The organism is Enterobacter roggenkampii (assembly GCF_001729805.1).
GTDB lineage: Bacteria > Pseudomonadota > Gammaproteobacteria > Enterobacterales > Enterobacteriaceae > Enterobacter > Enterobacter roggenkampii.
Genome location: NZ_CP017184.1, coordinates 2,531,520 through 2,555,929, shown reverse-complemented (window position 1 = coordinate 2,555,929; position 24,410 = coordinate 2,531,520). Strand labels below are relative to the sequence as shown.

Annotated in this window: 24 protein-coding genes; 14 read left to right on the top strand and 10 right to left on the bottom strand. The window is 54.5% G+C overall.

Annotated elements, in window-relative coordinates:
- Positions 1 to 52 precede the first annotated feature (52 nt).
- Positions 53 to 928: a 23S rRNA pseudouridine(2605) synthase RluB gene (gene rluB, locus BFV67_RS11945; RefSeq protein WP_008502809.1), complete on the top strand. Its 876-nt coding sequence runs from the start codon at positions 53 to 55 to the stop codon at positions 926 to 928.
- A gap of 35 nt (positions 929 to 963) precedes the next feature.
- Here the strand turns inward: rluB and cobO are convergent, their stop codons facing one another.
- Positions 964 to 1,554 (bottom strand): cob(I)yrinic acid a,c-diamide adenosyltransferase, encoded by a 591-nt coding sequence (gene cobO / locus BFV67_RS11940; RefSeq protein WP_069598390.1) that lies wholly within the window; start codon positions 1,552 to 1,554, stop codon positions 964 to 966.
- Positions 1,551 to 2,312, bottom strand: a complete 762-nt coding sequence (locus tag BFV67_RS11935; protein WP_008502811.1) for a YciK family oxidoreductase — start codon at positions 2,310 to 2,312, stop codon at positions 1,551 to 1,553. Before BFV67_RS11935 ends, cobO begins: the two co-directional genes overlap by 4 nt.
- 251 nt (positions 2,313 to 2,563) lie before the next feature.
- Between BFV67_RS11935 and sohB the strand changes: the two genes are divergently transcribed.
- Positions 2,564 to 3,610 (top strand): protease SohB, encoded by a 1,047-nt coding sequence (gene sohB, locus BFV67_RS11930; RefSeq protein ID WP_069598389.1) that lies wholly within the window; start codon positions 2,564 to 2,566, stop codon positions 3,608 to 3,610.
- 34 nt (positions 3,611 to 3,644) lie between these two features.
- Here sohB and BFV67_RS11925 read toward each other — a convergent pair whose 3' ends face one another.
- Entirely contained in the window at positions 3,645 to 3,896 is a 252-nt protein-coding gene (locus BFV67_RS11925) for a YciN family protein (protein ID WP_003856804.1), read from the bottom strand.
- 399 nt (positions 3,897 to 4,295) lie between these two features.
- On the opposite strand from BFV67_RS11925, the gene topA reads away from it, so the two are divergent.
- From topA to acnA, 6 genes are all read left to right on the top strand, one after another.
- Positions 4,296 to 6,893: a type I DNA topoisomerase gene (gene topA, locus BFV67_RS11920; RefSeq protein WP_008502813.1), complete on the top strand. Its 2,598-nt coding sequence runs from the start codon at positions 4,296 to 4,298 to the stop codon at positions 6,891 to 6,893.
- Positions 6,894 to 7,080: 187 nt separating this feature from the next.
- Positions 7,081 to 8,055 carry an HTH-type transcriptional regulator CysB gene (gene cysB / locus BFV67_RS11915; protein ID WP_008502814.1) on the top strand — a complete coding sequence of 325 codons (975 nt, stop codon included), beginning with the start codon at positions 7,081 to 7,083 and terminating at the stop codon, positions 8,053 to 8,055.
- A gap of 336 nt (positions 8,056 to 8,391) precedes the next feature.
- A complete protein-coding gene (locus BFV67_RS11910) occupies positions 8,392 to 8,532 on the top strand; it encodes a YmiA family putative membrane protein (protein WP_213374860.1) in 141 nt (46 codons plus the stop codon).
- A 2-nt stretch (positions 8,533 to 8,534) separates the two neighbouring features.
- A complete protein-coding gene (locus tag BFV67_RS24435) occupies positions 8,535 to 8,705 on the top strand; it encodes a hypothetical protein (RefSeq protein ID WP_021240301.1) in 171 nt (56 codons plus the stop codon).
- Positions 8,706 to 8,842: 137 nt separating this feature from the next.
- On the top strand, positions 8,843 to 8,941 hold the full coding sequence (gene ymiC / locus BFV67_RS24620; protein ID WP_032623144.1) for a small membrane protein YmiC: 99 nt from the start codon (positions 8,843 to 8,845) through the stop codon (positions 8,939 to 8,941).
- A 161-nt stretch (positions 8,942 to 9,102) separates the two neighbouring features.
- Positions 9,103 to 11,778 carry an aconitate hydratase AcnA gene (gene acnA / locus BFV67_RS11895; protein WP_069598388.1) on the top strand — a complete coding sequence of 892 codons (2,676 nt, stop codon included), beginning with the start codon at positions 9,103 to 9,105 and terminating at the stop codon, positions 11,776 to 11,778.
- Between the two features lie 184 nt (positions 11,779 to 11,962).
- On the opposite strand, the gene ribA is transcribed toward acnA, so the two are convergent.
- Positions 11,963 to 12,553: a GTP cyclohydrolase II gene (gene ribA / locus BFV67_RS11890; protein ID WP_008501210.1), complete on the bottom strand. Its 591-nt coding sequence runs from the start codon at positions 12,551 to 12,553 to the stop codon at positions 11,963 to 11,965.
- A 196-nt stretch (positions 12,554 to 12,749) separates the two neighbouring features.
- On the opposite strand from ribA, the gene pgpB reads away from it, so the two are divergent.
- The 5 genes from pgpB to yciH all read left to right on the top strand — a co-directional run bounded on the left by pgpB (position 12,750) and on the right by yciH (position 16,399).
- On the top strand, positions 12,750 to 13,517 hold the full coding sequence (pgpB, locus tag BFV67_RS11885) for a phosphatidylglycerophosphatase B (protein ID WP_008501211.1): 768 nt from the start codon (positions 12,750 to 12,752) through the stop codon (positions 13,515 to 13,517).
- A gap of 148 nt (positions 13,518 to 13,665) precedes the next feature.
- Entirely contained in the window at positions 13,666 to 13,974 is a 309-nt protein-coding gene (locus tag BFV67_RS11880; protein ID WP_008501212.1) for a LapA family protein, read from the top strand.
- A gap of 6 nt (positions 13,975 to 13,980) precedes the next feature.
- Complete coding sequence (gene lapB, locus BFV67_RS11875; protein ID WP_023617208.1) at positions 13,981 to 15,150, top strand: lipopolysaccharide assembly protein LapB; 1,170 nt, start codon at positions 13,981 to 13,983, stop codon at positions 15,148 to 15,150.
- Positions 15,151 to 15,335: 185 nt separating this feature from the next.
- Positions 15,336 to 16,073: an orotidine-5'-phosphate decarboxylase gene (gene pyrF / locus BFV67_RS11870; RefSeq protein WP_025913077.1), complete on the top strand. Its 738-nt coding sequence runs from the start codon at positions 15,336 to 15,338 to the stop codon at positions 16,071 to 16,073.
- Positions 16,073 to 16,399 (top strand): stress response translation initiation inhibitor YciH, encoded by a 327-nt coding sequence (yciH, locus tag BFV67_RS11865; RefSeq protein WP_069598387.1) that lies wholly within the window; start codon positions 16,073 to 16,075, stop codon positions 16,397 to 16,399. Before pyrF ends, yciH begins: the two co-directional genes overlap by 1 nt.
- Before the next feature lie 105 nt (positions 16,400 to 16,504).
- Here the strand turns inward: yciH and osmB are convergent, their stop codons facing one another.
- The 3 genes from osmB to BFV67_RS11850 all read right to left on the bottom strand — a co-directional run bounded on the left by osmB (position 16,505) and on the right by BFV67_RS11850 (position 17,962).
- Positions 16,505 to 16,723 (bottom strand): osmotically-inducible lipoprotein OsmB, encoded by a 219-nt coding sequence (gene osmB / locus BFV67_RS11860; protein ID WP_008501216.1) that lies wholly within the window; start codon positions 16,721 to 16,723, stop codon positions 16,505 to 16,507.
- 259 nt (positions 16,724 to 16,982) lie between these two features.
- On the bottom strand, positions 16,983 to 17,735 hold the full coding sequence (gene yciT / locus BFV67_RS11855) for a DNA-binding transcriptional regulator YciT (RefSeq protein WP_069598386.1): 753 nt from the start codon (positions 17,733 to 17,735) through the stop codon (positions 16,983 to 16,985).
- A 44-nt stretch (positions 17,736 to 17,779) separates the two neighbouring features.
- Positions 17,780 to 17,962: a YciZ family protein gene (locus tag BFV67_RS11850; protein WP_021240294.1), complete on the bottom strand. Its 183-nt coding sequence runs from the start codon at positions 17,960 to 17,962 to the stop codon at positions 17,780 to 17,782.
- Between the two features lie 193 nt (positions 17,963 to 18,155).
- Here BFV67_RS11850 and BFV67_RS11845 point away from each other — a divergent pair, with 193 nt between their 5' ends.
- Entirely contained in the window at positions 18,156 to 19,025 is an 870-nt protein-coding gene (locus BFV67_RS11845; RefSeq protein WP_008501218.1) for a crotonase/enoyl-CoA hydratase family protein, read from the top strand.
- On the opposite strand, the gene pdeR is transcribed toward BFV67_RS11845, so the two are convergent.
- The 3 genes from pdeR to BFV67_RS11830 form a co-directional block, all read right to left on the bottom strand.
- On the bottom strand, positions 19,022 to 21,013 hold the full coding sequence (gene pdeR / locus BFV67_RS11840) for a cyclic di-GMP phosphodiesterase (RefSeq protein WP_021240293.1): 1,992 nt from the start codon (positions 21,011 to 21,013) through the stop codon (positions 19,022 to 19,024). The two genes, BFV67_RS11845 and pdeR, sit on opposite strands and share 4 nt — an antisense overlap.
- Positions 21,014 to 21,336: 323 nt before the next feature.
- Positions 21,337 to 23,271: an exoribonuclease II gene (locus tag BFV67_RS11835; protein WP_069598385.1), complete on the bottom strand. Its 1,935-nt coding sequence runs from the start codon at positions 23,269 to 23,271 to the stop codon at positions 21,337 to 21,339.
- 88 nt (positions 23,272 to 23,359) lie between these two features.
- Positions 23,360 to 24,346 carry a CMD domain-containing protein gene (locus tag BFV67_RS11830; protein WP_063617043.1) on the bottom strand — a complete coding sequence of 329 codons (987 nt, stop codon included), beginning with the start codon at positions 24,344 to 24,346 and terminating at the stop codon, positions 23,360 to 23,362.
- Positions 24,347 to 24,410 lie beyond the last annotated feature (64 nt).

The following is a 24,410-nucleotide window of genomic DNA, read 5'->3' as shown; positions in this document are numbered from 1 at the left end:
CCCTCTTTTGACCTGATTCGACGCCTGTGAAGGCGACACCTGAGGAAGCTCAATGAGCGAGAAGTTACAGAAAGTGCTGGCGCGTGCCGGCCACGGTTCACGCCGTGAAATCGAAGCCATTATTGAAGCGGGCCGCGTGAGTGTGGACGGTAAAATCGCCACGCTGGGTGACCGCGTAGAAATCGTACCGGGGCTGAAGATCCGTATCGACGGTCATCTTATCTCCGTGAAAGAGTCCGCTGAGCAGATCTGCCGCGTGCTGGCTTACTACAAGCCGGAAGGCGAGCTGTGTACCCGCAATGACCCGGAAGGTCGCCCGACGGTGTTTGACCGTCTGCCTAAACTGCGTGGCGCTCGCTGGATTGCCGTTGGTCGTCTGGACGTGAATACCTGCGGTCTGCTGCTGTTTACCACCGATGGTGAACTGGCAAACCGTCTGATGCACCCAAGCCGTGAAGTGGAACGTGAATACGCCGTGCGCGTGTTCGGTCAGGTTGACGAGAATAAACTGCGCGACCTGTCGCGTGGCGTTCAGCTGGAAGACGGTCCTGCGGCGTTCAAGACCATCAAATTTACCGGTGGGGAAGGCATCAACCAGTGGTACAACGTGACCCTGACCGAAGGCCGCAACCGCGAGGTGCGTCGTCTCTGGGAAGCGGTAGGCGTGCAGGTTAGCCGCCTGATCCGTGTCCGTTACGGCGACATCCTGCTGCCAAAAGGCCTGCCGCGTGGGGGTTATACCGAACTGGATCTGACCCAGACCAACTATCTGCGCGAGCTGGTCGGCCTGACGCCGGAAACCACCTCTAAAGTGGCGGTGGAAAAAGATCGTCGCCGCATGAAGGCGAACCAGATTCGCCGTGCGGTGAAGCGTCACAGCCAGGTGAGCAGCAACCGCCGCTCTGGCAGCCGTAATAACAACGGTTAATGTAAAAGCCCGGTGAAGACACCGGGCTTTTTTCTTTAGTAATCAATCCCCATTTGCGCTTTGATGCCCGCATCAAACGCATGTTTAACCGGACGCAGCTCGCTGACGGTATCTGCCAGCTCCAGAATATCCCGATGACACCCGCGCCCCGTGATGATAACCGTCTGATGGGCGGGACGGTCTTTCAGTGCATTAAGCACGTCTTCCAGCGGCAAATAGTCGTAGGCGACCATATAGGTGATCTCATCCAGCAGAACCATATTGAGTGAAGGATCGGCCAGCATTCTTTTAGCGTGCTCCCAGACGGCCAGACAGGCTGCGGTATCGGTTTCGCGGTTCTGGGTGTCCCACGTAAATCCGGTCGCCATCACCTGGAACTCAACGCCGTGAGGCTCAAGCAGATTACGCTCGCCGTTAGGCCACTCACCTTTAATAAACTGGATAACGCCGACCTTCTGCCCGTGGCCGACGGCGCGTGTCGCCGTGCCGAATGCGGCCGTGGTTTTCCCTTTACCGTTGCCGGTAAAGACGATGACGATCCCGCGCTCGTCCTGAGCGGCCGCGACGCGTGCATCGACCTGTTCCTTCAGCCGCTGCTGGCGCTGCTGATGACGTTCTTCACTCATTGCGAGATTCCTGGTTTACGGCCCGGCTGGGCGTCAAAGGTCATCCCGGTTTTGCGGCGGCTGTCGTCGCCCATCAGCCAGAGATAGAGCGGCATAATGTCTGCCGGCGTTTTCAGCTTCTGCGGATCTTCCGTCGGGAAGGCGCTGGCGCGCATTTTGGTGCGCGTACCGCCCGGGTTAATGCAGTTTACGCGCAGATGGCGGCTTTGGTACTCCTCTGCCAGCACCTGCATCATGCCTTCGGTTGCGAATTTTGATACGGCATAGGCACCCCAGTTTGCGCGCCCCTCACGGCCTACGCTGGAGGAGGTGAACACCAGTGAACCCGAATCCGATTTGAGTAATAAAGGAAGCAGTGCCTGGGTCAGGAAAAACGTCCCGTTGACGTTGACCTGCATGACCTCCTGCCAGATCTCGGGATCCTGTTCATCCATCGGGCGAACTTCGCCAAGCAAGCCGGCATTATGCAGTACGCCGTCCAGGCGCGGGTAATGGGTGCTGATGCGGTGAGCAAGCTCCTGACATGACGCGGGCGTGCAGGTGAGCAGATCGAGCGTGTACCAGCGAGCAGGAATCCCCCCTGCGGCTTCAATCTCCTGCGCCACCCCTTTAAGTTTTTCTTCGTTGCGGCCGGTCAGGATGACGCTCGCGCCATACTCAGCGTAGGTCAGCGCCGCTTCACGGCCAATCCCGTCGCTGGCCCCAGTGACGAGAATGATGCGGTTCTGCAGCAGATTTTTTTGCGGTTGATAATGCAAGGTGACTCCTCGGCGCACGGTGACTTAAACACGCCTTCTTTTGTGACTTTTCGGCTTTATGCCCGAATTCGCCTGATAATTCAATCAGTCTACAGGACGCATTGCTGTAAAATTAACAATTTGCAAATATTTAAACGCCAGACCGGGGATTCCTGAAGGCGCCTCGCAGAGGTAGTGTCACGAGCGAGACGCATGGGCAGGGGTGTTGTACACTGCCGTGAAAGATTCGTGGTTAAATCAAGGTGGAACGCGTGGAATTACTTTCTGAATATGGGTTGTTTTTGGCGAAAATCGCGACGGTGGTGATTGCCATTGCGGTGGTTGCGGTTCTGATTGTCAACCTGACGCAGCGCAAGCGTCAGCGTGGGGAGTTACGCATCACCCGCCTGAGCGAGCAGTATAAAGAGATGCAGGAAGAGATGTCTCTGGCGCTGCTTGACAGTCATCAACAGAAGCTGTGGCTCAAAGCGCAGAAGAAAAAGCATAAGCAGGAAGCCAAAGCGGCAAAGGCAAAGGCGAAGCTCAATACGCCACAGGATAAGGTCACACCACGGGTTTACGTGCTCGATTTTAAAGGCAGCATGGATGCGCATGAAGTCGCGTCTTTGCGCGAAGAGGTCACTGCCGTGCTGGCCGTGGCGACGCCGCAGGACCAGGTCGTTGTTCGTCTTGAAAGCCCGGGGGGTGTGGTGCACGGCTACGGCCTGGCGGCCTCTCAGCTGCAGCGCCTGCGTGAAAAACAGATCCCGCTGACCGTGGCCGTAGATAAAGTGGCGGCGAGTGGTGGCTACATGATGGCCTGCGTGGCGGACAAAATTGTGGCCGCACCGTTCTCGATTATTGGCTCGATCGGCGTGGTCGCACAGATCCCGAACTTTAACCGCTTCCTGAAAAATAAAGAGATTGATATCGAGCTTCACACCGCGGGTCAGTACAAACGTACCCTGACGCTGCTGGGGGAAAACACGGAAGAAGGGCGCCAAAAATTCCGTGAGGATCTCAACGAAACACATCATCTCTTTAAAGACTTTGTGCGCCGTATGCGCCCGACGCTGGACATTGAGCAGGTCGCAACGGGTGAGCACTGGTACGGCGTTCAGGCGCAGGAGAAAGGGCTGGTGGATGAAGTCGGAACCAGCGACGATCTGCTGCTCAACCTGATGGAAGGCCGGGAACTGGTGGGCGTCCGCTTTGCCCAGCGCAAGCGACTCCTTGACCGCTTTACCAACAGTGCGGCAGAAAGCGCGGACCGCCTGCTGCTCCGCTGGCTACAGCGGGGACAAAAACCGCTGCTGTAAACAAAAACGCGAGGCTTATGCCTCGCGTTTTGCGTTAATCGACCAGGTGATATTTCTCGGAAAGCGTATGTGCCAGGTATTTAAACATGTTAAACACGGCGGTGCTTTTCGGGGTCGGTAAGCCTTGTTCATCAAGGAAGTATTCGCCGCTGAAAACCAGCACGCCATTTCGCTGCTCTACGCCGGTGGCTTCAATGCCTGCCAGCGTATCTTCATGGTCACGAATAAGCTTGTTTGCTTCGATAAGCAGAGAGGCTCGGTCAATAGGTTGGGTCGTATTCTGCATAATCCACTCCTTAAACAGTGACAATAGTCTACGCCGAGGGCGCTTTGGGGGCAAATTTTCCCTGTAATGTGAGGGGATAAGGTGCAGGGGCCTGGCTGGCAGGATTTGCTTTTGCATGCTAATAAAGTTGCGTAACGAATTTTATCAGGTAGAGTGTGCGCTTTCGTCATTCTGGCAACAGAATTGCTTGACATTCAACCGGGAATTCGTCACGAATTACACGAGATGTGAGAAAAATACCCGAGAACTCAATCACCTGGGCGTCTTTTCTTTAACGCCCGGTAAGACAAAGGGGTTGATATCTCCTGACGCAGTCGCAATATCATTGGCTCGTCGTCAGCGGAAGGGAAATCAACGTGCGGCGTATTCCTGGAAGAATTAAATTAGGTAAAGGTGAATATGGGTAAAGCTCTCGTCATCGTTGAGTCCCCGGCAAAAGCCAAAACGATCAATAAGTATCTGGGTAATGACTACGTGGTTAAGTCCAGCGTTGGTCATATCCGCGATTTGCCGACCAGTGGCTCAGCCAGCAAAAAGAGCGCAGACTCTACCTCCACCAAAGGGGCTAAAAAGCCTAAAAAGGATGAACGTAGCGCGCTTGTCAACCGCATGGGTGTTAACCCATGGCATAACTGGGATGCACAATATGAAGTGCTTCCAGGGAAAGAAAAAGTCGTTAACGAGCTGAAGCAGCTGGCTGAAAAAGCAGACCACATCTATCTCGCAACCGACCTTGACCGCGAAGGGGAAGCCATTGCGTGGCACCTGCGGGAAGTGATCGGGGGTGATGACAAACGCTACAGCCGCGTAGTGTTTAACGAAATTACGAAGAATGCGATTCGTCAGGCGTTTGAGAAGCCGGGCGAGCTAAACATCGACCGTGTTAACGCCCAGCAGGCGCGTCGCTTTATGGACCGCGTTGTGGGCTACATGGTTTCTCCACTGCTGTGGAAAAAGATTGCCCGTGGCCTGTCCGCAGGTCGTGTGCAATCCGTCGCCGTGCGTCTGGTCGTTGAGCGCGAGCGCGAAATTAAAGCCTTCGTGCCGGAAGAGTTCTGGGAAGTCGATGCCAGTGTGACCACGCCGGGCGGTGACGCTCTGCCGCTGCAGGTTACCCACCAGAACGATAAGCCTTTCCGCCCGGAAAACCGCGACCAGACCATGGCCGCCGTGGCGCTGCTGGAAAAGGCACGCTATCAGGTGCTGGAACGTGAAGACAAACCGACCAGCAGCAAGCCTGGTGCGCCCTTTATCACCTCCACCCTGCAACAGGCGGCCAGTACCCGTCTGGGTTACGGCGTGAAGAAGACCATGATGATGGCCCAGCGCTTGTATGAAGCGGGTTACATCACCTACATGCGTACCGACTCAACCAACCTGAGTCAGGACGCGGTCAACATGGTGCGTGGCTACATCAGCGACAACTTCGGTAAGAAATACCTGCCGGAAAGCGCTAACCAGTTCGCCAGTAAAGAGAATTCTCAGGAAGCGCACGAAGCGATTCGTCCTTCTGATGTCTCCGTGCTGGCTGAATCGCTGAAAGATATGGAAGCCGACGCGCAGAAGCTGTATCAGCTGATCTGGCGTCAGTTCGTGGCGTGCCAGATGACCCCGGCCCAGTACGACTCCACCACGCTGACCGTTGGCGCGGGTGATTTCCGTCTCAAGGCGCGCGGTCGTATTCTGCGTTTCGACGGTTGGACAAAAGTGATGCCTGCGCTGCGTAAAGGTGATGAAGACCGAACGCTGCCTGCGGTGAACAAAGGTGATGAGCTGTCTCTGGTTGAGCTGATCCCGGCTCAGCACTTCACCAAGCCACCGGCACGCTTCAGTGAAGCCTCCCTGGTAAAAGAGCTGGAAAAACGCGGTATTGGCCGTCCGTCGACCTACGCGTCAATTATCTCGACGATTCAGGACCGTGGTTACGTACGCGTTGAAAACCGTCGTTTCTATGCGGAAAAAATGGGGGAGATCGTCACCGATCGTCTGGAAGCCAACTTCCGCGAGCTGATGAACTACGATTTCACCGCGCAAATGGAAGACAGTCTCGACCAGGTTGCCAGCCACCAGGCGGAATGGAAAAAGGTCCTCGACAGCTTCTTCAGCGACTTCACCGACCAGCTTGAAAAAGCGGAGAAAGACCCTGAAGAGGGCGGCATGCTGCCTAACCAGATGGTACTGACCAGCATCGACTGCCCAACCTGTGGCCGCAAGATGGGTATCCGTACTGCCACCACGGGCGTGTTCCTGGGCTGCTCCGGCTATGCGCTGTCGCCAAAAGAGCGCTGCAAAACCACCATCAACCTGGTGCCGGAGAACGAAGTTCTCAACGTGCTGGAAGGTGATGATGCGGAAACGAACGCTCTGCGTGCCAAGCGCCGCTGCAAAAAATGCGGCACGGCAATGGATAGCTACCTGATCGATCCAAAACGCAAGCTGCACGTGTGTGGTAATAACCCAACGTGTGACGGGTATGAGATCGAAGAGGGCGAGTTCCGCATTAAAGGCTATGACGGCCCGATTGTGGAGTGCGAGAAGTGTGGTTCTGAAATGCACCTGAAAATGGGGCGTTTCGGTAAGTACATGGCCTGTACCAACGACGAATGTAAAAACACGCGCAAAATTCTGCGTAACGGTGAAGTGGCCCCGCCGAAGGAAGATCCGGTTCCGCTGCCAGAATTGCCGTGTGAGAAATCCGACGCGTACTTCGTGCTGCGTGACGGCGCGGCAGGTGTCTTCCTGGCCGCCAACACCTTCCCGAAATCGCGCGAAACCCGCGCGCCGCTGGTGGAAGAGCTATATCGCTTCCGCGATCGTCTGCCGGAGAAACTGCGTTATCTGGCCGATGCGCCGCAGCAGGATCCGGAAGGCAACAAAACCGTGGTGCGTTTTAGCCGTAAAACAAAGCAGCAGTATGTTGCGGCAGAGAAAGAGGGTAAAGCGACCGGATGGTCAGCCTTCTTTGTCGATGGCAAATGGGTTGAAGGCAAGAAATAATCTTTCCTAACCGTAACTTACCTGTAAAAGGGCCGGATTTCCGGCCCTTTTTTATTACCTTGTTATTATTTTTTGTTCCGTACTATACAGTCAGGCTATAAATGATATAGTGGTTATAGTTAACCTGTTTCTTATTATTAAATCGTCTTAAGCGAATGACCGCATGCGCTAAATCGGATGGTCTGGCATGAAATTACAGCAGCTTCGTTATATCGTTGAGGTGGTGAATCATAACCTTAACGTCTCTTCTACCGCCGAGGGGCTATATACCTCGCAACCGGGCATCAGCAAACAAGTTCGTATGCTGGAGGATGAGTTAGGCATTCAGATCTTCGCCCGCAGCGGTAAGCATCTCACTCAGGTGACGCCTGCAGGGCAGGAAATCATCCGCATTGCGCGTGAAGTCCTCTCTAAAGTCGATGCGATCAAGTCTGTGGCGGGGGAGCATACCTGGCCGGATAAAGGCTCGCTGTATATTGCTACGACGCATACTCAGGCGCGCTATGCGCTACCCGGCGTGATCAAAGGCTTTATCGAGCGTTATCCTCGCGTCTCGTTGCATATGCACCAGGGCTCGCCAACGCAAATCGCTGAAGCCGTCTCTAAGGGGAATGCAGACTTTGCCATCGCCACCGAAGCGCTTCACCTGTATGACGATCTGGTGATGCTCCCGTGCTACCACTGGAACCGTTCTATTGTGGTGACCCCCGATCACCCCCTGGCGGGTAAAGGGTCGGTCACTATCGAAGAGTTGGCCCAGTATCCTCTGGTGACCTATACGTTTGGCTTTACCGGCCGGTCCGAGCTTGATACGGCATTTAACCGGGCAGGGTTAACGCCGCGCATTGTCTTTACCGCGACCGATGCCGACGTGATTAAGACCTATGTCCGGCTTGGATTGGGCGTGGGCGTCATCGCCAGCATGGCGGTCGATCCGGTGTCAGACCCTGACCTGGTGCGTCTTGATGCGCACGACGTTTTCAGCCATAGCACCACAAAAATTGGGTTCCGCCGCAGCACCTTCCTGCGCAGCTATATGTATGATTTTATTCAGCGCTTTGCCCCTCATTTAACGCGTGACGTGGTGGATACCGCCGTGGCATTACGCTCAAATGAAGATATTGAAGAGATGTTTAAAGACATCAAACTCCCCGAAAAATAATCACACCCGGTATCTTTCCCCCAGGGAAAGATACCGAAATAACGCCTCAAAGCTAAATTAGAATTATCATCATCTGCTTTCCCTGCCATATAATGTCATTAGCCATTTGCTTTGTAAGGTTTTAATGTCGTGAATTGGCGACAAAAGTAGAAACTAATTTACGCCTCCGCAAATTTTTCTTTTCAATAATTTATTTCTGGTCAAAAGATTGAATATTTCATACCTCCCGGTGCGTAAATTCACTGGCTTTTCGGCTAAAGTTTCTTTAGGATTTATCTCAACAGATGATTAATTGTACCAATTGTTTGGTCCTAAATGATAAGCGATGTCGATTGTATGAGGTTAGCAATGCCTTCAGGAAGTGAAGAACCGCAAAGGGATCCTGCGCTCAAGCGTAAAGCCTGGCTGGCGGTCTTTCTCGTCTCCGCCTTGTTTTGGGTGGCTGTTGCTCTCCTGGCCTGGAGATATTGGGGTTAAATATGGCAGTGACGGTACGTACCGCTTCGGTAAAACAGATGTGTCAGCATCGTGACAACGGCCACAGAGGGCGTAAAGCACCTGCAACTGTTGTACCTGCGTCCTGGAAACTGACGCCGCAGCAGCAAGCGTTTATTGATGTGTTCGCAGAAGACGAACCCAAAAAACAATAATTTAGTTTATTGCGTAATGATGCAAATAGTCTGAATATCGACTCTGCACTTTTGTACTCTTTAATAAATACACATCAGCAATATAGCACTGAGGAACAACCTCGGAATTTTTATAAATAATGCCTGGTGTCCCTATGATGAATAACATGACGTCTCACAAATACTGGTCGTGGATCGGCGTTTTTACCGTGTCGATTCTGTTCTGGAGTCAGCTCATCTGGCTGGCGCTCCACTAAATTGTAAAACCTCGCTACGGCGGGGTTTTTTGTTTCCCCCTTGTGGACCAATCCGAAATTTATCAATTTGGGTTGTTATCAAAACGTTACGACATCTTTGTGTTATCTTTAATTACAGCCCTGATGATTGTCGGGACATCTCTGTGATTAAGGAGGAGCTTATGTCGTTAACCCTACGCGAAGCCAGTAAGGATACGTTACAGGCAGAAAATAAAACCTGGCACTACTACAGCCTGCCGCTGGCTGCCAGAACGCTTGGGGACATTTCGCGTTTACCCAAGTCCTTGAAAGTTTTACTTGAAAATCTTTTGCGCTGGCAGGACGGTGAATCCGTCACGCTCGATGATATCCAGGCGCTGGCAGGGTGGCTTGAGAAGGCCCATGCCGACAGAGAAATCGCCTACCGCCCGGCAAGGGTGCTGATGCAGGACTTTACCGGTGTTCCGGCCGTGGTTGATTTAGCCGCGATGCGCGAAGCCGTGAAGCGTCTCGGCGGAGATACGGCAAAGGTTAACCCGCTTTCCCCCGTTGACCTCGTCATTGACCACTCCGTGACCGTTGACCACTTCGGTGATGACGATGCCTTTGGTGAAAACGTTCGTCTCGAGATGGAGCGTAACCACGAGCGCTACGTCTTCCTGAAGTGGGGACAGCAGGCGTTCAGCCGGTTTAGCGTGGTCCCGCCAGGCACCGGCATTTGTCACCAGGTAAACCTTGAATATCTGGGTAAAGCCGTCTGGAGCGAATTGCAGGATAAAGAGTGGGTCGCCTATCCGGACACGCTGGTGGGTACGGACTCCCATACCACCATGATCAACGGTCTGGGGGTACTGGGGTGGGGCGTCGGCGGTATTGAAGCGGAAGCCGCCATGCTCGGCCAGCCGGTATCCATGCTTATTCCGGATGTGGTGGGCTTCAAGCTCACCGGAAAACTGTCTGAAGGCATTACCGCCACCGACCTGGTGCTGACCGTCACCCAGATGCTGCGCAAGCATGGTGTGGTAGGCAAGTTTGTCGAATTCTACGGTGACGGACTGGATTCACTGCCGCTGGCCGACCGCGCCACCATTGCCAATATGGCGCCGGAATACGGTGCCACCTGCGGCTTTTTCCCCATTGACGACGTCACGCTGGAGTACATGCGCCTAAGCGGCCGCAGCGAAGAGCAGGTCGCGCTGGTGGAAGCGTACACCAAAGCGCAGGGCATGTGGCGCAATCCGGGCGATGAGCCTGTTTTCACCAGCACGCTTGAACTCGATATGGGAAGCGTCGAAGCGAGCCTCGCGGGGCCGAAACGCCCGCAGGACAGGGTTGCGCTGACCGACGTGCCGAAAGCGTTTGCCGACAGCAATGCCCTTGAAGTGAACGTGGCGCAGAAAGACCATCGTCCCGTCGACTATGTTCTGAACGGACATCAGTATCAGCTTCCGGACGGCGCGGTTGTGATTGCCGCGATTACTTCCTGCACCAACACGTCCAACCCCAGCGTATTAATGGCGGCCGGTCTGCTGGCTAAGAAAGCGGTAGAGCTTGGGCTAAAACCTCAACCGTGGGTTAAGGCCTCGCTGGCACCGGGCTCCAAAGTGGTGTCGGATTACCTGGCTCAGGCCAAACTGACGCCGTACCTGGACGAGCTGGGCTTTAACCTCGTGGGCTACGGCTGTACGACCTGTATTGGTAATTCCGGGCCTCTGCCTGAACCTATCGAAACGGCGATCAAGCAGGGTGACCTGACGGTCGGCGCCGTACTGTCCGGTAACCGAAACTTTGAAGGGCGCATTCACCCGCTGGTGAAAACCAACTGGCTTGCTTCGCCGCCGCTAGTGGTGGCTTATGCCCTGGCCGGGAACATGAATATCAACCTGGTGACCGATCCGATTGGTCACGATCGTAAGAATGATCCTGTCTATCTGAAAGATATCTGGCCTTCTTCACGTGAAATCGCGCTGGCCGTTGAGAAGGTTTCTACCGAGATGTTCCGCAAAGAGTACGCGGAGGTCTTTGAAGGCACGCCGGAATGGAAAGCCATCAACGTTGCAGGTTCGGATACCTATGGCTGGCAGGATGACTCGACCTATATTCGTCTGTCGCCGTTTTTTGATGAGATGCAGGCCGAGCCGGCGCCGCTTAAGGATATTCACGGCGCGCGTATCCTGGCCATGCTGGGGGATTCCGTCACGACGGACCATATCTCTCCGGCGGGGAGCATCAAAGCCGATAGCCCGGCAGGCCGCTATCTGCAAAGCCGGGGTGTCGAACGCCGCGATTTTAACTCCTACGGTTCGCGCCGCGGTAACCATGAAGTCATGATGCGCGGGACCTTTGCCAACATCCGCATTCGTAACGAAATGGTGCCGGGCGTGGAAGGGGGCATGACGCGCCATCTGCCGGGGACGGAAGTCGTGTCGATTTATGATGCGGCGGTCAAATACCAACAGGAAGGGACGCCGCTGGCGGTGATTGCCGGGAAAGAGTACGGTTCCGGCTCCAGCCGCGACTGGGCGGCGAAAGGCCCGCGCCTGCTTGGCGTTCGGGTGGTCATCGCCGAATCGTTCGAACGTATTCACCGTTCGAATCTGATCGGCATGGGGATCCTGCCGCTTGAGTTCCCGCAGGGCGTGACGCGTAAAACGCTGGGCCTGACCGGGGAAGAGCAGATTGATATTAGCGGCCTGCAAAACCTGCAGCCGGGTAAAACGGTGCCGCTAACGTTAACGCGGGCAGACGGGAAAACCGAGGTGCTGGATTGTCGGTGCCGTATTGACACGGCAACCGAGCTGACCTACTACCAGAACGACGGCATTTTACATTACGTGATTCGTAAGATGCTGGATTGATGAAACGAGCCCGGCACGCGTGCCGGGCTCTGACTGCTGACAAAGTGCTTGATGTACGTTTCGCCCGGCGGCGCTACGCTTGCACGGGCCTACAAATTACAGTAGGCCGGGTAAGCGCAGCGTCACCCGGCAAAAAATGGCTAAGTTGTTGATAACAGGGTTTGTCATCAATTTTCAGGTAGCATCACTCTTTCAGCAGATGGCCCATTTTGGCGGCTTTGGTATCAAGGTAGTGGGCATTTTTCGGGTTACGGCCGACAATCAGCGGTACACGTTCAACGATGTTGATCCCGGCTTCGGTCAGGATTTCCACTTTTTTCGGGTTATTGGTCAGCAGACGAACTTCGTCTACGCCCAGCAGCTTGAACATATCGGCGCATAAGGTGAAGTCACGTTCGTCAGCGGCAAAACCGAGCTGATGGTTGGCTTCAACCGTATCGTAGCCCTGGTCCTGAAGCGCGTAGGCGCGAATTTTATTCAGCAAACCAATGTTACGCCCTTCCTGACGGTGATAAAGCAGCACGCCGCGGCCTTCTTCAGCAATGTGAGAAAGGGCCGCTTCCAGCTGGAAACCGCAATCACAGCGCAGGCTGAACAGCGCGTCGCCGGTGAGACACTCTGAATGGACGCGGGACAGCACCGGCGTCTGCCCTGAAATGTCGCCATACACCAGTGCGACATGATCCTGTCCGGTTGCCAGTTCTTCAAAACCCACCATCAGGAAATCGCCCCATGGGGTTGGCAGTTTGGCTTCTGCCACACGTTTAAGCTGCATGTGATTCTCCAGAGTAGGCTGACACGTTTCGTGCCTGTGCCCTGTTTTGCTTTCTGTATCAGTTTATTTTGCCACAAGCTCAGCAGGTTCGCCTAATGGGCACCATGCGATATGACCGTTAAAAGCACGATCCGACATCTCCACCCAGCGAACAAATTTCAGTTATGATTGTGACGCTTAGCAAAAAGGAGAAGACATGCATTCAATCGCCAGACGTACGGCAGCAGGTGCGGCCATTTTACTGATTATGCCTTTGGCCGTATGGCTTTCAGGGTGGATGTGGCAGCCCGGGCAGAACGCCACGTGGCTGAAAACGTTATACTGGATTACGGAAACGGTCACCCAGCCCTGGGGAGTTATCACTCACGTCCTCCTGTGCGCCTGGTTTCTGTGGTGCCTGCGCTTTCGTCTGCGCGCGGCGCTAATGCTCTTTGCGATCCTCGGCGGCGCTATCCTTATCGGTCAGGGCGTAAAATCCTGGGTGAAAGATCGCGTTCAGGAGCCGCGTCCTTTTGTCGTCTGGCTGGAAAAAACGCACCATGTTCCGGTGGATGAGTTCTACACTTTAAAGCGTAAAGATCGTGGAGCACTGGTGAAAGAACAGCTTGCGGAACAGCAGGATATCCCGAAATTCTTGCGTAAACACTGGCAGAAAGAGACCGGGTTCGCGTTTCCCTCCGGCCACACCATGTTTGCGGCCAGCTGGGCGCTGCTGGGGGTTGGGCTGCTTTGGCCTAGACGTCGAACGGTCACCATCGTGATTTTACTGGTCTGGGCGACGGGAGTGATGGGCAGCCGCTTATTGCTGGGGATGCACTGGCCACGGGACCTGGTCGTCGCCACGCTCATCTCGTGGATGCTGGTTATGCTGGCGACCTGGCTGGCTGAACGATTCTGCGGCCCGCTAACGCCACCGCCGGAAGAGAAAGAAGAAATAGCCGAAAGGGACCAAACGGACGCCTGAAGGTTGATATTGCGCATTTTGCCCATAGATCCATGACTGGCGCGTCACTTTTTCCGTTTCGCGCCCGTCACTAAAATGGTAGTTTATAAGGCTGATTGCGGTAAGTTGAACATACTTTATTCGCTTGAACCACATAACGGGAAGTAATGTGAAATATTTACTCATTTTCTTACTGGTATTGGCGATTTTTGTCATTTCAGTCACATTGGGTGCACAAAACGATCAGCAGGTGACGTTTAACTATCTGCTGGCTCAGGGCGAGTATCGCGTGTCGAGCCTGCTCGCGGTCTTATTTGCTGCAGGCTTTGCCATTGGCTGGCTGGTTTGCGGTTTGTTCTGGTTAAAAGTCCGTGTTTCGCTTGCGCGCGCTGAACGTAAAATCAAACGACTCGAACATCACATTGCGCCTGCGTCCGACATGCCGGAAAGCTCTGGCGTGCCGGTCGTGAAGGAATAATCGACGATGCTGGAGTTGTTGTTTCTGCTTTTGCCTGTCGCCGCAGCCTATGGCTGGTATATGGGCCGCAGAAGTGCGCAACAAACAAAACAGGATGAGGCCAACCGGCTCTCCCGCGACTACGTTGCGGGGGTGAACTTCCTCCTGAGCAATCAGCAGGACAAAGCGGTAGACCTGTTCCTCGACATGCTGAAAGAGGACACGGGGACCGTTGAAGCCCATCTTACCCTGGGGAACCTGTTCCGCTCGCGCGGCGAGGTTGACCGCGCCATTCGTATTCACCAGACCCTGATGGAAAGCGCCTCGCTGACCTACGATCAACGACTGCTGGCCGTACAGCAGTTGGGACGAGATTACATGGCTGCGGGGCTGTACGATCGCGCGGAAGATATGTTCGCACAGTTGGTGGATGAAACAGATTTCCGCATCGGCGCGCTGCAGCAGCTCCTGCAGATATATCAGGCCACCAGCGACTGGCAGAAAGCCATTGATACGGCTGAACGTCTGGTAAAGCTGGGTAAAGATAAGCAGCGCGTTGAGATCGCCCATTTCTACTGTGAGCTTGCCCTTCAGCAGATGGGCAATGACGACATGGACAAAGCCATGGCGTTGCTGAAGAAAGGTGCCGCCGCGGACCGCAACAGCGCCCGTATCTCCATCATGATGGGGCGCGTTTTTATGGCGAATGGCGACTACGCCAAAGCCGTTGAAAGCCTGCTGCGGGTTATCGACCAGGACAAAGAGCTGGTCAGTGAAACGCTGGAAATGCTGCAAACCTGCTATCAACAGCTGGACAAGCGGGAAGAGTGGGTGGCATTTCTGCGTCGCTGCGTGGAAGAGAATACCGGCGCAACCGCGGAACTGATGCTTGCTGACGTTGTTGAGCAGTATGAGGGGGGCGACACCGCGCAGGTCTATATCACCCGACAGCTTCAGCGTCATCCGACCATGCGGGTCTTCCATAAGCTGATGGATTACCACCTGAACGACGCGGAAGAAGGGCGCGCGAAAGAGAGCCTGATGGTGCTTCGCGACATGGTTGGCGAGCAGGTGCGCAGCAAACCGCGCTACCGTTGCCAGAAGTGTGGTTTTACCGCCTACACGCTCTACTGGCATTGTCCGTCCTGCCGGGCCTGGTCCACCATCAAGCCCATCCGCGGCCTGGACGGGCAGTAATTTTTTAAAAGCCTTCATTTTAGTTACAACATACTGATGGTATTTAACGTTTTCTGAGCACCGTGCGGTTTGCCGGCCTGGCAGGCAGATAAATGGATTCTGTCAATTTGCGGCGTCGGCAGGTAGAATGCTGGCCGTTTATCTGTTCCGCGCCGCTGCGCGCCCATAGACGAAAAGGGCTGGTCATGACGTCTGTTACATCCTCCACTTCCCGCGTAATTACGGATTCTCCTGTTGTTGTTGCGCTTGATTACAATAAGCGTGACGCTGCACTGGCGTTCGTCGACGGTATCGACCCTCGCGATTGCCGCCTGAAAGTTGGCAAAGAGATGTTCACGCTGTTTGGACCGCAAATCGTTCGCGATCTGCAACAGCGCGGCTTTGACGTTTTCCTCGACCTCAAATTCCATGATATTCCGAACACCACGGCCCACGCCGTTGCTGCAGCCGCCGAGCTGGGCGTATGGATGGTCAACGTCCATGCGTCGGGTGGGGCAAGAATGATGACCGCTGCCCGTGAGGCGCTCCTGCCGTTCGGTAACGACGCGCCGCTGCTTATCGCCGTCACCGTGCTGACCAGTATGGACGAAAATGATTTACGCGACCTTGGCGTGACGTTGTCACCTGCGGAACATGCCGAACGTCTCGCGCGTCTGACGCAGCAGTGCGGCCTGGATGGCGTAGTCTGCTCCGCGCAGGAAGCGGTACGTTTCAAATCAGCGCTGGGCCAGGATTTTAAACTCGTTACGCCGGGGATCCGTCCTGCGGGCAGCGACGTGGGCGATCAGCGTCGCATCATGACGCCTGAGCAGGCGCTGGCGGCGGGCGTTGACTATATGGTTATCGGGCGTCCGGTGACGCAGTCTGCAAACCCGGCAGAGACGCTTAAGGCTATCAACGCATCGCTGAACAAGGGGGCGTAATGACCGATTCCAACAGCCGTCTGGTCTACTCAACCGAGAGCGGGCGTATCGACGAACCGAAAGCCAAAGTGGAACGTCCGAGGGGGGACGGTATCGTGCGCATTCAGCGTCAGACCAGCGGACGTAAGGGGAAAGGGGTCTGCGTTATTTCCGGTATTGATCTGGATGATGCTGAACTGACAAAGCTGGCTGCCGAACTGAAAAAGAAATGTGGATGCGGCGGGGCCGTGAAGGACGGCATTATCGAAATCCAGGGTGATAAACGTGATTTAATTAAATCACTGCTCGAAGCCAAAGGCATGAAAGTCAAACTGGCAGGCGGCTAAAATAAATGAGCCACGGCAAATGCCGTGGCTCGTGTTATATACGTGCGTATGTCAGACCTGAAATGCGTTTAAATATCGCAACATCGAGGAAGGCTTAGATAATAGTTATTTGCCAACCTGGTGACCGATAATACCACCGACAGCAGCGCCACCTAATGTACCCAGCGTACTACCATCCGTTAATACTGCACCACCGAGAGCGCCGGCACCGGCACCAATCGCGGTGTTACGGTCACGTTTAGACCAGTTAGAGCATGCGCTCAGGGACATAGCGACAGTGATTGCCAGAACAGCGGCGGCTAATTTTTTGCTGGTTAAGGTCATAATACTTTCTCCTGAATTATCGATTCACGGAAAGATGTACACGTTAAGTATAGACTAATCGAATACTTAATTCTTTTCCCCGTGAAAGCTGGTCGCGCAGGCGTTACTTCATCACGCAGGTGATAGTCACTTCCTGTTATATCGCTAATAGTAATTTTACGACTTTAGGGCAGGTTAAACAGGTAAAAACTCTTAAAGCAGGGTTAAGAATCATCTCAGAGAAAGACGTGTGCGCCCGAAATACGGGCGCGGAGGGAAATCAGGCGCTGGCTTTAATAATATTGACGATCAAACCGCTCTCTTCGAGTTTATTGCAATGCGCTTCGCTCAAACGGTCATCGGTAATCACGCGGCTAAAGCGTGAAGCGGGACCCATCGTGTAAGGGTGAACGGCACCAAATTTAGAGCTGTCGGTGAGCACAATGGCTTCGCACTCTTTTTCCAGTACGGCATTCACCACGTCAGAGCGCATCATATCCCGGCCGGTAAAGCCTGTCTCCGGCTGCCAGCCGTCAATCCCGATAAAGGCCTTACTGAAATGAACCTGCTGGACGTACTGACGGGTCAGCGGGCCAACCATGCTTTCACTTTTTTTCTGATAGATGCCGCCCAGCAGAATCACCTCGCAGCGCGTCTCTTTAAGTAAATGCGCGATATAGCTGCTGACGGTGATAATGGTAACGTCTTTTTGATCGGCAAGCGTTCGCGCCAGAAGGGCATTACTGCTGCCGTTTTCAATAAAGACGGTCTCGCCGTTGTTCACCAGGGACGCAGCAAATTCCGCCAGTTCACGTTTGAGCGCGAAGTTGTTCATCATGCGCGTCTCAACGTCATCACTGTCCAGCGGGACCGCATAGCCGTGCGCGCGACGCAGGTAGCTCTGTTTTTCCAGCAGATTAAGATCCTGACGGATGGTGACTTCAGAAACGCCAGTGGTTTTAGCGAGATCGACTACGCTTACGCGTCCCTGATCGATGACCATCTGCAAAATGAGTTGTTGTCGGGAATTCATAGCATCCATTTAATAAAGCGAAACGAGGTCGGAAACGGAGGGGGTTAAACTTCCCACGGCGCTTTTGGCTGTCTGTTTTCGGGCGCATCGTCAGCGCCATTCTGAGCAAGAAGTTCAGACTTCAGGATCTCAAGATTACGGATAGCAGAGTGATAATCGCCCGCCACCAGGATATCCAGCACGGTATCAATTCGTTGTGCTACAGCTTGTGCGTCAATAGTTGACATAATCTCACCCCAGGCGCGAAAAGTTAATATTTTCAATGATGCAGAAATTGGCTTCAAAAGAGAAGGGAAAAAATGCAATAACCAAATTACATAAACGGAAGTGATAAAATTATTCCCCCTCATGCTGCGGGCTTATTGAGTGGATTAGTCTAAAACTGCGCGCAACGCGCTTTTTTATAAGAGGAATTAGACTATGACAGTTATCAATCAGCCTACCTGCACACTGTTTACCGATACTGAACGGTTCACCCAGCTGTCAGGCTATTACGAGGCAGAGCGACATACAGTCTGGATGATGTTGCGGGCTCAGCCACGTCCTTGCTTCAACCATGCGTTAATAGAGGAGATCATGAACCTTTCATGGCTCGTCCGCCAGTCTGGTTTTGCGGTCGATTTTTGGGTGACCGGATCGCTGGTGCCTGAGATGTACAATGTGGGCGGTGACCTGCAGTTTTTTGTCGAGTGCATTCAGCACGGTCGACGTGAAGCGTTACGGGCCTATGCGCGCGCCTGTGTCGATTGCGTGCATGCGGCCTCCCGGGGATTTGATACGGGGGCCATCTCGCTGGCCATGGTCGAAGGCAGCGCGTTAGGGGGCGGGTTTGAGGCCGCTCTTGCGCACCATTTCGTTCTGGCGCAGCGCGATGCACGTTTAGGTTTTCCCGAGATTGCTTTTAACCTGTTCCCGGGCATGGGGGGATATTCCCTGGTAGCTCGCCGTTCAGGAATGAAGCTGGCTGAGGAACTCATCTACAAGGGGGAATCCCATACGGCGGAATGGTACGAACAACATGGCCTGGTGGATCTCCTGTTTGAACCCGGACAAAGCTATGTCTCCACACGAACCTTCATCGACACGCTACGGCCAAAACTGAATGGCGTAAGAGCGATGCTGCGCGCCCGTACGCGCGTTCTGCAATTGCCGCGCAGTGAATTAATGGACATCACGGAAGACTGGGTTGACGCGGCTTTCTGCCTGGAACCGAAAGATATCGCCTACATGGAGCGTCTGGTCATGCTGCAAAACCGCCATCACGCGGCGGGGTTGCGTAAAGCCAGTTAATGCTGTTTCCGCGCCTGATATCGTTTTAGCCATCGCTCGAATGCGGCAGCGGGCATCGGCTTAGCAAACAGAAAACCCTGCCGTTCGTTGACGCCGTTCTTGGTCAGAAAGGCGTCTTCTTTTGCATTTTCCACCCCTTCGGCAATCACCTGCAGGTTTAACGCCTGCGCCACCGCGACGATGGCGCGCACCAGAGACTGGGAGATGGACTGCTTATGAATATCCCTGACGAACGATTGATCGAGTTTTATGGCGTCAATAGGGAAGCGGGCCAGCTGAGAAAGGGAGGAGTAGCCGGTACCAAAATCGTCGAGATGAATTTGCGCCCCCAGCCTGCTGAACTGTTGGATCACTGAGAGCGCCAGCTCTTCGTTCTCGATGAGACAGCTTTCGGTTAATTCGACGTCGACCGGGCAGTATTCAAAGTTCAGATCCTTCAGCGCCTGCTTTAAGTCGCTAAAGATAGTCTGGTCGGCCAGCTGACGCGCAGAGACGTTCACGGCCACGCGCAGGTTAATTCCCTTATCGCGCCATTTCGCCACCTGGCGAACCACATCCAGCATCACCCAGCGGCCCAGCGGCACAATCAACCCTGACTCCTCGGCATAAGAGATAAACTCCAGCGGTGGGATCAACCCGCGTTCGGGCGATTGCCAGCGGACCAACGCTTCAAGACTTCTGACCTCGCCGCGCCAGGTGATTTTAGGCTGGTAGTGGATCAGGAGCTGGTCGTTATCCAGCGCCTTACGCAGGTTGGTATCCAGCCAGAGATACTCAAACACGCGCTGGTTCATCTCGGGCGAGAAGACGCAGAACTTGCCCCGGCCGTTCTCTTTAGCGGTGTACATGGCGGTATCGGCGTTACGAATGACGCTTTCCCGGTCGTTACCGTGCTGCGGGGCGAGGGCGATGCCCAGGGAACAGCCGGTGTAAATTTCGATCAGGCCGATTCGGAACGGCTGGCGCAGGCGGGTTAAAATGCGCGACGCCATCGCTTCCAGAGAGCCCTGAGAGGTATGGGTGGCCATGACGATAAACTCATCTCCGCCAAGTCGTGCCAGCACCTGTCCCTCATCCAGACAGCTCAAAATGGCGAGCGCGACAGCCTGTAACAGCTGATCGCCAAACATATGCCCGTAAGCGTCGTTGACCTTTTTAAAGTTATCCAGGTCGAGATACACCACGCCAACCTGCGTGTCGCCGCGGTGACTGATGGCGTCAGAGATCAGGTCGTGGATCGCATTGCGGTTTGGTAAGCCGGTGATGGTATCGGTATTGGCCAGCACGCGCAGCCGTTCCTGAGCGCGGCGTTCCTCGGTAATATCTGTACCGGAACAGATAAGGAAAATTTCATTTTTACCGCTGCCGCTGTGAACGAATTTGTTTCTGAACAGAAACAGTCGTTGCCCTTTACGCGTTTTGATCCAGCGCTCGACTTCGTAGGAGCTGCCGTTGCGGAAGAAACCGGTAATATTGCGCTTTGAGGCAGCCGCTTCGCTTCGGCTCATAAAGAGCTTAAACACGTTCTGGCCAATCACTTCTTGCTCTTTGAGGCCGGTATACTCTTCGCTCAGCCGGTTAAAACGCTGAATATTGCCGTTCTGATCGAGAATAACAATCACGGAGTTAGCCTCTGACACCACCTGTTCCGCAAAAGAGAGTCCCTGAGCCAGGTCGCGCGCCACGGAGGGCGTATCGTTCCAGGCGGAAGCCGTACCGGCCCACTCGTTACGGGTAATTTTACGGCCTACAAGGTGAACCGGGACATCTTCCCCGAATAACGAGAGCGTCATGGAAATGCTGGAGGTAATAACGGTTAAATGACGGATGAGATCGGCCTGATCGTCGTCCAGCGCAATCACCTGAGTGACATCGGCATTTTCACTGGCGGCAAGGTGCAGAGCGTTGCTGTCAGCTGACAAGCGCCACCATGGGCTGTGGGTTCCCATGTAGCGAAACAGCAAATTCTGCTCCAGATCGTCCATCATGTTTTCTCCCGCAGCTGTTCAGTAGCGCACCAATTATTCATTTGCAGTCGACTTTTCCGTTGAGAAGCAGCGGCAAAACCGAAGTGAACTTATTGTTTTTCCCTGAATTCTTATAATAAAACGAGTCAGATTTAAAAGGATACTGAGCGTATAAAAATTCACGTAACCGAATATAACAACACTCTTTTACTGTAGATAATTATGGCGAATTTGGGCGAGGGGAGACTGAAAATAGTAAGAAAAAATAATGATTTTGTGGCGGGGATAAAAAGAAAAATTGTCGGCCTTTCCGGAAAGGAAATGACCGACAATTGAACAGGTTATCAGGCGACAGGACGCGCGATAATACTGCGGGTTTCCATACGGACTTCAGCGATAGTGACGTCAATCACGTCGGTGACTTTGTAAACTGTTTCACCTTTAATTTGCACCGTACCGTTTTCCTGACTACAGACCATTTCATCGCGAACAGCATGCAGGAATGGCGCCGGAATAAACGCGACAGCACCGTTATCGACCAGACGGACGCGCATCCCCCCGCGGCTGATATCAATGATCTCGGCGGCGAAACGGGTATCCGTACCGGCTTTATCCTGCAGGAAGCGCGCGTAAAGCCAGTCGCCAACGTCACGTTCTGCCATGCGGTTCAGACGGCGACGATCGGCCATCTGCAGCGTGGTCTCCTCCTGAGGGCGGGCAACGGTTTCGCCTTTGATAATTGCTTTCAGCAGACGGTGGTTAACCATATCGCCATACTTACGGATCGGTGACGTCCAGGTCGCATAGGCTTCGAGGCCGAGACCAAAGTGCGGGCCAGGCTCGGTGCTGATTTCAGCGAAGGACTGGAAGCGACGAATGCGGCTGTCCAGGAAGCCCGAGGGCTGCGCGTCCAGTTCGCGGCGAAGCTTGCAGAAGCCCGGCAGGGTCAGCACTTCTTCCGGATCGACGTGCACGTCGTGATTCTTCAGCAGGGCCGCCAGCGCTTCGGTATTCGCCGGATCGAAGCCGGTATGGACGTTGTAAATACCAAATCCCAGCTTGTCGCGCAGCACGCGTGCGGCACAGATGTTGGCGGAAATCATCGCTTCTTCAACGATGCGGTTCGCAATGCGTCGCGGCTCGGCCACGATATCCAGCACTTCGCCTTTCTCACCCAGAACAAAGCGATAATCCGGGCGATCTTTGAACACCAGCGCATGGGTTTGACGCCACTCGCCGCGGTTCAGACAGATGCGATGCAGCAGACGGATCTGCGCGGCAATGGCGTCTGATTCTGGTTTCCAGCTACCGGTATTTTCCAGCCAGTCGGAGACGTTATCGTAGGCCAGCTTGGCTTTCGACTCGATGGTGGCAGCAAAGAACTCGATATCGTCTTCAATCGCGCCATCTGCGGCAATGGTCATGCGGCAGGCGAGAACCGGGCGCACTTCATTTGGGCGCAGCGAGCAGAGATCGTCTGACAGTTCACGCGGCAGCATTGGGATGTTGAAGCCCGGCAGGTAGTTCGTGAACGCACGGATTTTCGCCGTTTCGTCAAGCTTGCTGCCTTCAATAATCCAGGCGGTAGGATCGGCAATGGCAACGGTGAGGTGCAGTTTGCCGTCGGCACTCTCTTCAGCGTACAGCGCATCGTCCATATCTTCGGTGCTGGCGCTGTCGATGGTGACAAACTCCAGCGCGGTAAGATCGCGGCGCGTCAGACCTTCGTCCTGCATCTCGGTTGCCACGCCGTTCGGCGCTTCTTTTTCAAGATTGTGGCGTGCCAGCGTAACCCACCATGGCACGAAATGATCGGCGCCAAAGGTAATGAACTGGGTCAGTTCCGCATAAAAACCGCGATCGCCCTTCAGAGGATGACGGCGCATTTCTGCTACGGCCCAGTCACCTTCTTTAAAATCATGCTCAACGCCACGGGCGGCGCGGCAGGGAATTGCATCTTTCAGCAGAGGATGATCCGGCACGATAGAAAGACGATCGTCTTTTCGCTGCACCTTGCCGACAAAGCGGGTCAGGAACGGTTCGATCAGTTCTTCCGGCTCGGCGGACTCACGTTCCTTTTCGGTATGAATGACGGCCATGACGCGGTCGCCATGCATCACTTTCTTCATCTGCGGTGGCGGAATGAAGTAGCTTTTCTGCGCGTCAACTTCAAGGAAGCCAAAGCCCTTTTCCGTGGCTTTTACGACCCCTTCTGCACGCGGCGTCTGGGAATGCAGTTGCTGTTTAAGCTGCGCTAGCAGCGGGTTGTCCTGAAACATAATGTTCTATTTTCGTAGCCATTGAGCGGCTGACAGTTTTACGCGATTCTCACTGTCTCAGCAAGCGGTCTTTGGGTAATGAGTGTGGTTATTCCTCTTTACCAAACGCCACTTTCAGACGATTAAGCCAGCCATCAAACGCACTTTGGGTAAGCAGCGTGATGGCATATTCGCCCTGGAGTCCTTGATCCGTGAGCGGGGTAAACTGCGCGGCGCTGAAGCGGTCCGGCGAGCGGGTCAGCAGTTCGACCGCTGCCGAAAGTGCGGGTGACGTCTGCGGGATCTCCGCGCGGCTGTTTAACAGGAGTTCTCCGGTCAGGTCGAGCAGCGTCGGCTCATGACAAAGCACCGGCGTCAACGCCTCGAGCGCGGGTTCGGCCTGCCAGCGGGACAGGGACTCCAGCTGATGCGCATTCGCGTAGCGCAGCTCGACGACGGGTAAAAGCGGCATCCACCCATCGTGGCTCGCGGGGATCGTGTGCGGCTGAATATGATGCCCCGGCAACCAGCGAACAGGGTGTCCCAACAGGGCCTGAAAAATCGCGACCACGCGCGCCTGGAAACCGATAAAGCCGATAATCTGGTTAATCACCACGATGTCGTACGTGGACAGGCCCACCTCATCAAGCTGGTTCCGGGCTTTATCATCAATGACATCAGGCGAGCTGGCGAGCTGGCGGGCATACTGGGTGATTTGTGCCAGGCGGCGGTTGCTTTCGCGCGAGGAGTCCGGGCCGGGAAGCGGGGCGAGGAGGGCGGCGTAGTGGTTACAGAGCCGCTGAACGCCGCAGGCCTGAGCGACCGTTAGCGCGGTACTGAGTCGATCGTAAGCGCTGAGCGTATGCAGGCGGTTCACGGGAATTGAGAGCGGAAACAGCTGGTGGCATAAGGCTCTGGCAGGGGTAAGCCAGCCAGAACAGGCGGCGACAATCTCATCAGGCAGGGCTAAATCGAGCAAAAAACGATCGTCGACGTTAGCGGCTTCGGGCACCAGGGGCAGAACATCCGTCTGCGCGTGGTTTGACTGGGTTTCATGATACCAGTGGCCTTTGCCGGAAAAACGGCGTTGTTCCATGTGCGTTCCTTGATCTCAAAATGGCGATCAATATCCTGGCGTAAGGCAGATAAAGGGAAAAATA